Origin of the sequence: Streptomyces sp. SID3343, assembly GCF_009865215.1 — a bacterium.
Classification (GTDB): Bacteria; Actinomycetota; Actinomycetes; order Streptomycetales; family Streptomycetaceae; genus Embleya.
In genome coordinates this window covers 1-8,516 of sequence record NZ_WWJX01001525.1, presented here as the reverse complement: position 1 = coordinate 8,516, position 8,516 = coordinate 1, and the positions used below count along the sequence as shown (strand labels likewise).

Below are 8,516 nucleotides of genomic sequence, written 5' to 3'. Positions count from 1 at the left end.
GAGGCGGCCGTCGGGGCCTACCCGCGCGAGGTCGTGACGCTGCTGGGGGTGCCCGCAGACGGCCACGCCACGCGTCTGGTCGGCGAACTCGCGGCGCGCGCACACGCGGACTGCGGCGGCACGATCCGCTCGTTCACGACCGGCATCAGCAGCCCCGCCGACACCCTCGACGCCATCCCCGCGGCCTACGAACAGGCGCGCCGCGCGGTGGTCGCGGGCCGCCGCGTGCACGGCCCGGGCGCGGTCGCCGACTTCGACCGGCTCGGGGTCTTTCGCCTGCTCGGCCTCATCCCGGACCCGGACGAGGTCGACCGCTTCGCCCGCGAAACCCTGCGCACCCTGGCCCACTTCGACGACCTGGAGGCCGCCGACCTGCGCAACACCCTCCAGGTCCTGCTGGACACCAACCTCAACGTCGCGGAAACGGCGCGGCGCCTGTACGTCCACTACAACACCCTCCGCTACCGCATCACCAAGCTGGAACGCCTGTTGGGCCCGTTCACCCGCGACCCGCACCTGCGGCTCAACCTGATGATCGCGTTGCAGATCGTTCGGATGCGGGGCCGCTGACGCGGCGACGGCGCCGGGCGAGACCCGATGACGCGTCCCCCAGCCGGTCGGCCGATCCGGGCACGCGCGACACCTCGAACCGCTTCTGCTTGACTGTGCAACGCAGTTGTGGCGCAGTACGAGCGAGGAGCTGACATGGGCGCACTCACCGGAATTCGCGTGGTCGAACTGGCCGGCATCGGACCCGGTCCCTTCGTCGGCATGATGCTCGCCGATGCCGGGGCCGAGATCATCCGGGTGGATCGCCCCGGGGGCGCGGCGATGCCGTCCATGGCGGTGGGGCGCGGCCGACTCGGCACGTTGGAGGCCGATCTCAAGGACCCGGCCGCGCGCAAGACCGTGCTGCGACTGATCGACGCCGCCGACGTGTTGATCGAGGGCTTTCGCCCCGGCGTGGCCGAACGGCTGGGACTGGGGCCGCAGACGTGCCTCGAGCGCAACGCCAAGCTCGTGTACGCGCGGATGACCGGCTGGGGACAGCACGGCCCGCTCGCGCCCCGCGCCGGACACGACATCAACTACATCTCGATCTCCGGTGTCCTGCACGCGTTCACGCGCGCCGGCGAGCGGCCCGTGCCGCCGCTCAACCTGGTCGGCGACTACGGAGGCGGCGCGATGTTCTGCGCCTTCGGCATCCTCGCCGCGCTGTTGGAAGCGCGTACGTCGGGGCAGGGGCAGGTCGTCGACGCCGCGATGACCGACGGTTCCGCGACGCTGAGCGCCTTCATCCACGGCATGCGCGGGATCGGTGGGTGGGCCGGCGAACCCGGGCACAACCTGCTCGACACCGGCGCACCGTTCTACGACGTGTACGTCACGGCCGACGACCGGCACATCGCCGTGGGTGCGCTCGAACCCCAGTTCTACGCCCTGCTGTTGGCCGGCCTGGGTCTGGCCGACGAGGACCTTCCCGCACAGACGGACACGGCGGGCTGGCCGGTGCTGCGCGAGCGTTTCACGGCCGTCATCCGCACCCGCACGCGCGACGAGTGGGCCGCCGTATTCGAACCGACCGACGCGTGCGTCACCCCGGTCCTGACCTGGGAAGAAGCCGCAGCACACCCGCACAACCGAGCCCGCGAAACCTTCGTACACCCGGACGGCACCCTCCAACCCGCCCCCGCGCCCCGCCTGTCCCGCACCCCGAGCACCGCGCGAGACGCCTCCTCCCGAATCACCCGAAACCTCCTGGAATCCTGGGGCCTGACCACCGAAGAAGCCCAAAAAGCCACCCAAACCCCGTAAACCAAACCCCGCCCCGCGCTGCCTCGGCCGCGAGGCCCCACCAGGTCGGCCCCGCCGAGGTGAACCCGCGGCCCTCCCCGACAGCGCAACGGGTGGTGCGGGTGGGAACCAAAAAACCCCACCAACCACCCCGCGCAACAAGCCCCCCAAGCCCCCCGAAAACCCCCAGGGCCACGCGGCCACGAACCCCGAATCATGACACGCGAACCGCACCCTCCGCCCCGGTTTCCTCGACAACTGTTTCAAGGTGTAGCCGCCTCCATACGATCGGTAGCCGTACCGACCCCTCAGCACGCGAGGAAACATGGACACCACCACACCAGCCGCCTCCGCGACGACCACACCCACCCTGCCCCGCGCGCGGACCGCGACCGAGATCGACCCCGTGGCGCGGCTGCTCGGGGAGACGGCGCCCGTGCGGCAGCGGGTGTTGCGGCATCCGGTGTATCGCGAGCTCACGGATCTCCCGGCCATTCGGGTGTTCATGGAGCATCACGTGTTCGCCGTATGGGACTTCATGTCGCTGCTCAAGTCCCTCCAGCGCGCTCTCACGTGCGTCGAGGTGCCGTGGGTGCCTCGGGGAGACACCGAAATCCGGCGGATGGTCAACGAGATCGTGCTCGGCGAGGAGAGCGACACGACCTCACTCGGACCGATCAGCCACTTCGAGCTCTATCTCGCCGCGATGGAGGCCGCCGGCGCGGACACCCGACCCGCGCGACGCTTCCTCGCGTTGATCGGGGACGGCGTGCCGGTCGTCGAGGCCACCGCCGCGTGCGGCGCGCCCACCGGCGCGGCCGCGTTCGTCAAGCGCACGTGGCAGGTGCTCCAGGACGCGCCGCTGCACTGCATCGCGGCGTCCTTCGCGCTGGGTCGCGAAGAGCTCATCCCGCGCATGTTCGACCACCTCGGCGCGCTCGACGACCTGCACGAGGGGCGGCTCGCGATCTTCTGCGAGTACGTCGCGCGGCACGTCGAGGTCGACGGCGACGAACACGGCCCGATGGCCCTGCGCCTGCTCGCCCGACTGTGCGCCGCCACCGGCGATCCCGCCCGCGCGTGGCGTGAGAGCGCCGGTACCGTCACCGTCGCGCTGCGCGCTCGCGCCGACCTGTGGGATTCCGTCAGCGTCGCCATCGCCGGCGCCCGAGCCCTCCCCGAGGCCACGTGACGTGTCATATGTTGACCGGGTGACTCACGACGCTGCCCTTTACCCCACAGACCGCCTCGGCCGCGCCCAAAAGGCCGCAGCCGAGGCCGGACTGGACGCCCTGCTCGTCTCGCCCGGCGCCGACCTGCGCTATCTCACGGGCTACGCGGCGCCCCCGCTGGAACGGCTGACGTGCCTGGTACTGCCCGTCGGCGCCGATCCGTTCCTCGTCGTCCCCGGCCTGGAACGGCCCGCCGCGCTCGCGTCCCCCGCGGGCGCGCTCGACCTCGACATCGTCGGCTGGGCCGAGACCGAGGACCCGTACGCGCTGATCGCGGGCAGGCTGCCCGCCGGCGCGGCCCGGGTCGGCCTGGACAACCACATGTGGGCCGAGAAGGTCCTGGCGTTTCGCGCGGCGCTGCCCGCCGCCGAACAGTCGCTCGCCGGCGACGTGCTGCGGGAGTTGCGGATGCGCAAGTCCGCGGCCGAGGTCGAGGCGCTGCGCCGGGCCGGTGCCGCGATCGACCGGGTGCACGCGCGCGTGGGCGACTGGCTGCGGGCCGGCCGTACCGAGCGCGAGGTCGGCGCGGACATCGCCGACGCGATCATCGCCGAGGGGCACGTTCGGGTCGACTTCGTGATCGTCGGCTCCGGGCCCAACGCCGCGAGCCCGCACCACGAACTGTCCGACCGGGTGATCGAGTCGGGCGACGTCGTGGTGGTCGACATCGGCGGAACGACGGCCGACGGCTACTGCTCGGACGAGACCCGCACGTACTGCGTCGGCGAGCCGCCGGCGGAGTTCGGCCGCTACTACGAGGTCCTGGAGCGCGCGCAGGCCGCCCAACTCGCCGCGGTACGGCCCGGCATCACGTGCGAGGCGCTGGACGCGGTCGGCCGCGACATCATCACCGAGGCGGGCTACGGCGAGTACTTCATTCACCGCACCGGCCACGGCATCGGCCTGGAAAGCCACGAGGAGCCGTACATCGTCGCGGGCAACACGCTGCCCCTCGAACCGGGCATGGCGTTCTCGATCGAGCCGGGCATCTACCTTCCGGGTGCGCACGGTGCCCGGATCGAGGACATCGTGGTGTGCGGCGAGAACGCCGGCGACGCGATGAACCTGCGCCCGCACGGCCTGGTCCGTCTGTAGCGGCCACGTGAACCCGGGCCGGCCCGACCACGGCCGGCCGGCCCGGGTTCGACGGCGAGGACGCGGCCCACCACGCCCTCGTCGCGCCCGGCGCGAGACCCGCGTGCGCGTACGATCGAGCGAACGACCGGGGGTGGTGACCCCGCGCCCGGGTCGCCCCCGCCACCGACGGATCCGAGTCATCCTCGGGTCGCACGGAAGGACGCCGACCATGGCCGTCTCGCGCACCTTGCCCACCGACGAGTCCCGCGCCCTGCTCGACCTCACGCGCGATCTCACCGCCCGCGAGGTGGCCCCGCGCGCCGCCGCCGACGAGGCGGCCGGGCGGTTCCCGCGAGAGGTGTTCGCGACGCTCGGCGCCGCCGGGCTGCTGTCGCTGCCCTACCCCGAGGAGCACGGCGGGGGAGCGCAGCCCTACGAGGTCTACCTGCACGTGCTCGAGGAACTGGCCGCCGGGTGGCTCGCGGTCGGCCTCGGCGTGTCGGTGCACACGCTCGCGTGTCACCCGCTCGCGACGTACGGCACGGCCGAGCAACAGGCCGCGCACCTCCCCGCGATGCTGTCCGGCGAACTGCTCGGCGCCTACTGCCTGTCCGAACCGCACTCGGGGTCGGACGCGGCGGCGCTGGCCACCAAGGCCGTGCCCGAGGGCGACGACTACGTGCTCACCGGAACGAAGGCGTGGATCACGCACGGCGGCGTCGCCGACTTCTACACCGTGCTCGCGCGTACCTCCGCGGACGGGCCGCGCGGTATCAGCGCGTTCCTGGTCGACGGCGAGACGAAGGGGCTGTCCGCCGCCGCGCCCGAGCACAAGATGGGCATGCGGTCGTCGCCGACGGCGCAGCTGCACCTGGACGGCGTGCGGGTGCCGCACGAGCGGCGGTTGGGCGCGGAGGGGCAGGGCTTTCCGATCGCGCTCGCCGCGCTCGACTGCGGGCGGTTGGGAATCGCCGCGTGTGCCACGGGGGTTGCCCAAGCAGCGCTCGACCTCGCGACCGACTACGCGAAGAACCGCAGCCAGTTCGGCGGCCCGATCGCCGACAAGCAGGGCATTCGCTTCATGCTCGCCGACATGGCCACCGCGATCGAGGCCGGGCGGGCGCTGTACCTGTCCGCCGCCCGACTCCGCGACGCCGGACGGCCGTTCGGCCGCCAGGCCGCGATGGCCAAGCTGTTCTGTACGGACGCGGCGATGCGGGTGACCGTGGACGCGGTACAGATCCTCGGTGGCTACGGGTACACCACCGACTTCCCCGCCGAGCGGTACATGCGCGAGGCGAAGTGCCTCCAGATCGTCGAAGGGACGAACCAGATCCAGCGGATGGTGATCGCCCGGGATCTGTTGACGCACGGATAGCGGTGGCTCATCGAACCACCGAGCCCACCGAGCACCGGGCACCAAGCCCACCAAGCACCAAGCCCACCAAGCACCGAGCCCACCGAAAACACGGAACCGACCCGGCGCACACCGCACGCCGTTCCGCTTTTGCAGGAGACCGGCCGGCCACTTTGGGAGACGGACCGGACACTCTGAGCTACGATCGCTCCTGGAGCGGGTTCGGTGCCGCCGTTGTCGGCGCCGCTCGCCTCACGACCTTCGCGTCCCCGCCGTCCCGGACGCGTCGGCGGCCCGGCCTCGGACCACGTCCGGAGCCGGGCTGTTTTTCGTGCGGGCACCGGCGGCGGCTTGCGTGCCTCGGGCTCAGCGGCCGTGGGAGAAGGGCTGCGCCCGCCAGTCCAGGCCGACCGGCAAGACCGTCACCATCGGCCTCGGTGTCGGCGCCGGGGCGCCGACGATCGGGTCCGCCGCGAGGGTGACCGTCGTGCCGGAGCCGGGGCACGGACGTATCCCGAACGGGTCCTGGGGGCTGGGGCACACCGCGTGATCCGGTACCGCCGCGGTGTCCGCGTCGACGACCAGCACCACACCGCAGTCCGGGCACGCGCGTCGCGGCCCCGCACCGGCGGAAACGTCCGTGTCCGGGCCGGGCCGGAACGCGTCGTCGAAGTCCTCGACGAGATGGCGCGATCCGGCTTCGGCGGACACGTCGACGGCGATACTCATGGGGCTCTCCCTGTCGCCACGGCGCCGTGATGACGGCGCGCTTCGCCGACGATAGTGCGCACGACCGGAACGTTGCAGTACTCATCCAGTGGCAATTCGGCGCGGTGGGGGATTACGTCCCCAATCCTCCCCGTCGCCCGGGCGAGTCGAGGCCGATCCCTCGCTTCACTCGCTCCGCGCCCGAGCGGACCGGCGGCGCCCGGGGACGAGCACCGTACCCCGGCCGACGCCCGACGCCAAGCCCGGACCCGGGGCCGAACTCGAAGCGGCACGGTCGGCCGGCGGCGGGAGTTCCACGGCGCGGCGCAGTTGTTCCAGGCGGTAGGGCAGTGGCTCCCAGCCCGGCCGGCCGATCATGTCGGAGTTCAGTTGGACCACGGTGCGGGTGTAGGCGCGGGAGAGTCCGCGTGGCATCAGCGGCATCCCCGTCGGTCTGCGGCGCGAGCCGCCGGCGGCGTCGAGGACGCCCGCGTGGTTGCCGCGGACCGACACCCACACGGCGGTCGCGGTGCCCTGGACGTGACGGACCAACTCCTCGCGCACGTCCAGCCAGCGGCGCAGCGCCGCGCGCGTGGGCCCTGACAGGGGCAGCACCTCGACCACCGCCGGATTCACCGAGCGGGCCTGGGGCCGGCGAACGATCCGCACCGTCTCGTCGTCCGGGCCCAGATCCGACAGCCGCAGTGCGCACAACTCGCCCGCCCGGGCACCGGTCTCCAACACCACGCCCACCAGGGCGAACAGGCGGATCCGGCCCGCGTCCGCGCCCGGGCGGTCGGCGTTCTCGGCGAGCCAGTGGTGCAGCAGGGAGCGTTGGCGCGCACCGACCGGGGTCTTGAGGTCGGGCATCGCGGGACGCTGGGGAAGTTCGACCGGGACGGATCCGGCGCGGGCCAGGATCTCCAGGCAGTCCATGCGTACGCGCATGCTCGCGGCGGTGGAGGTGCCCGAGCCCGCGACGGCGCGCGAGCGCAGGCGACCGCTTTCGGCGAGCTGGAGGTAGCGCGTGATCGGGGCGGCGGACAGCAGCCGGGCGAGGGACGCGCGGGCCTCGACGGGGAAGTTCTCCTGGGCGAGCGCACGGCGCAACTCGCCCACTACCCAGCGCAGTTGGCGGGCTCTCGCCGGTGACGTGTCGGCTCGGGCGGTGACTCGGAGCAGGGCACGGTCGAGCTGATCGAGCGCCGGGGCACGCTTGTCTACGGCCATGCGGCTCACCCTAGTCACGCCCGGTGACAGCGCTCTGGTGCGTCGGCGCCGTCGGATGCCATAAGTTCGTGGCTGTGGAGGACCTCGACCGACAGATCGTGAAATTGCTCCTGCTCGACGGGCGCATGAGCTACACCGACCTGGGCAAGGCCACCGGCCTGTCCACCTCGGCCGCGCATCAACGGGTGCGCCGGCTCGAACAGCGCGGTGTCATTCGCGGCTACGCCGCGGTGGTCGACGCCGAGTCGATCGGGTTGCCGTTGACCGCGTTCATCTCGGTCAAGCCCATCGACCCCAGCGCGCCGGACGACGCCCCGGAACTACTCGCCGACCTGGAGGAGTTGGAAGCGTGCCACTCCGTGGCGGGAGACGAGAGCTACATCCTCAAGGTGCGTGTTCCCACTCCGGGCGACCTGGAGCGGTTGTTGGCGCGCATTCGGCTCCAGGCGGGCGTGTCGACCCGGACGACGGTGGTGCTGTCGACGCCGTACGAGGCGCGCGCGCCCAGGTTTTGAGCGACGTCGGCTGCGGGTGACGTCGGCTCGCGGCGACCGGTCGCGGCCGGCTCGCGAACGCCCGAAGGGGTGACCTCGGGCCGAAGGGCGCTGCCGGGCGGGCCACACTGGTGCCATGACCACGCTCCTCCTGCGCAACGGCGCCGTGCACAGTCCCGCCGACCCCTTCGCCACCGCCATGGTCGTCGAGAACGACACCATCGCCTGGATCGGCGCCGAGGGGGCCGCGGCGGCGCACGCCGACGGCGTCGACCACGTGATCGACCTCGCCGGGGCACTCGTGGCGCCCGCGTTCGTCGACGCGCATGTGCACACCACCGCCACCGGGCTCGCGCTGTCCGGGCTCGACCTGACCGGGGCGCCGTCGCTGGCGTACGCGTTGTCGGCGCTCGAACACCACGCGAAGACCCGCGGTTTGTTCGGGGCCGGACACGTCGTGCTGGGCCACGGCTGGGACGACACCGGCTGGCCCGAGGGTCGCCCGCCGACGCCGGCCGAGTTGGACCGGGCCACCGGCGGCGCGACCGTGTACCTCTCGCGGACCGACGTGCACTCGGCCGCGTGTTCGCCGGCCCTGCTCGCGCTCGTGCCCGGCGAGCACGG

9 protein-coding genes are annotated in these 8,516 nt (G+C 72.4%); 7 read left to right on the top strand and 2 right to left on the bottom strand.

Annotated features, from left to right (window positions below):
- The 5 genes from GT354_RS48550 to GT354_RS48530 form a co-directional block, all read left to right on the top strand.
- Positions 1 to 570 (top strand): helix-turn-helix domain-containing protein (locus tag GT354_RS48550; protein WP_202513135.1); only part of this gene is annotated, 570 nt, incomplete at its 5' end.
- Positions 571 to 705: 135 nt separating this feature from the next.
- Positions 706 to 1,815, top strand: coding sequence for a CaiB/BaiF CoA-transferase family protein (locus tag GT354_RS48545; protein WP_161364408.1), 1,110 nt, complete (start codon positions 706 to 708; stop codon positions 1,813 to 1,815).
- Positions 1,816 to 2,119: 304 nt separating this feature from the next.
- Positions 2,120 to 2,986, top strand: a complete 867-nt coding sequence (locus GT354_RS48540; protein WP_161364407.1) for a DUF3050 domain-containing protein — start codon at positions 2,120 to 2,122, stop codon at positions 2,984 to 2,986.
- Between the two features lie 19 nt (positions 2,987 to 3,005).
- Positions 3,006 to 4,121, top strand: a complete 1,116-nt coding sequence (locus GT354_RS48535) for a Xaa-Pro peptidase family protein (RefSeq protein ID WP_161364405.1) — start codon at positions 3,006 to 3,008, stop codon at positions 4,119 to 4,121.
- A 211-nt stretch (positions 4,122 to 4,332) separates the two neighbouring features.
- On the top strand, positions 4,333 to 5,481 hold the full coding sequence (locus GT354_RS48530; protein WP_161364403.1) for an acyl-CoA dehydrogenase family protein: 1,149 nt from the start codon (positions 4,333 to 4,335) through the stop codon (positions 5,479 to 5,481).
- A gap of 345 nt (positions 5,482 to 5,826) precedes the next feature.
- On the opposite strand, the gene GT354_RS48525 is transcribed toward GT354_RS48530, so the two are convergent.
- Both GT354_RS48525 and GT354_RS48520 read right to left on the bottom strand, forming a co-directional pair.
- Complete coding sequence (locus GT354_RS48525) at positions 5,827 to 6,189, bottom strand: hypothetical protein (RefSeq protein WP_161364401.1); 363 nt, start codon at positions 6,187 to 6,189, stop codon at positions 5,827 to 5,829.
- Positions 6,190 to 6,354: 165 nt separating this feature from the next.
- Positions 6,355 to 7,398, bottom strand: coding sequence for a site-specific integrase (locus GT354_RS48520; protein WP_161364399.1), 1,044 nt, complete (start codon positions 7,396 to 7,398; stop codon positions 6,355 to 6,357).
- A gap of 74 nt (positions 7,399 to 7,472) precedes the next feature.
- Here GT354_RS48520 and GT354_RS48515 point away from each other — a divergent pair, with 74 nt between their 5' ends.
- Both GT354_RS48515 and GT354_RS48510 read left to right on the top strand, forming a co-directional pair.
- The gene (locus tag GT354_RS48515; protein ID WP_161364410.1) at positions 7,473 to 7,913 is read left to right on the top strand and encodes an Lrp/AsnC family transcriptional regulator; all 441 of its coding nucleotides are present in this window, start codon (positions 7,473 to 7,475) and stop codon (positions 7,911 to 7,913) included.
- A gap of 115 nt (positions 7,914 to 8,028) precedes the next feature.
- The coding region (locus tag GT354_RS48510; RefSeq protein WP_161364396.1) for an amidohydrolase family protein at positions 8,029 to 8,516 on the top strand (488 nt) is incomplete at its 3' end.

Bases quoted from the DNA above. Each gene is read 5' to 3' on its own strand.
- GT354_RS48545 (WP_161364408.1), top strand. From the start codon at position 706: ATGGGCGCACTCACCGGAATTCGCGTGGTCGAACTGGCCGGCATCGGA.
- GT354_RS48540 (WP_161364407.1), top strand. From the start codon at position 2,120: ATGGACACCACCACACCAGCCGCCTCCGCGACGACCACACCCACCCTG.
- GT354_RS48530 (WP_161364403.1), top strand. From the start codon at position 4,333: ATGGCCGTCTCGCGCACCTTGCCCACCGACGAGTCCCGCGCCCTGCTC.
- GT354_RS48525 (WP_161364401.1), bottom strand. From the start codon at position 6,189: ATGAGTATCGCCGTCGACGTGTCCGCCGAAGCCGGATCGCGCCATCTC.
- GT354_RS48520 (WP_161364399.1), bottom strand. From the start codon at position 7,398: ATGGCCGTAGACAAGCGTGCCCCGGCGCTCGATCAGCTCGACCGTGCC.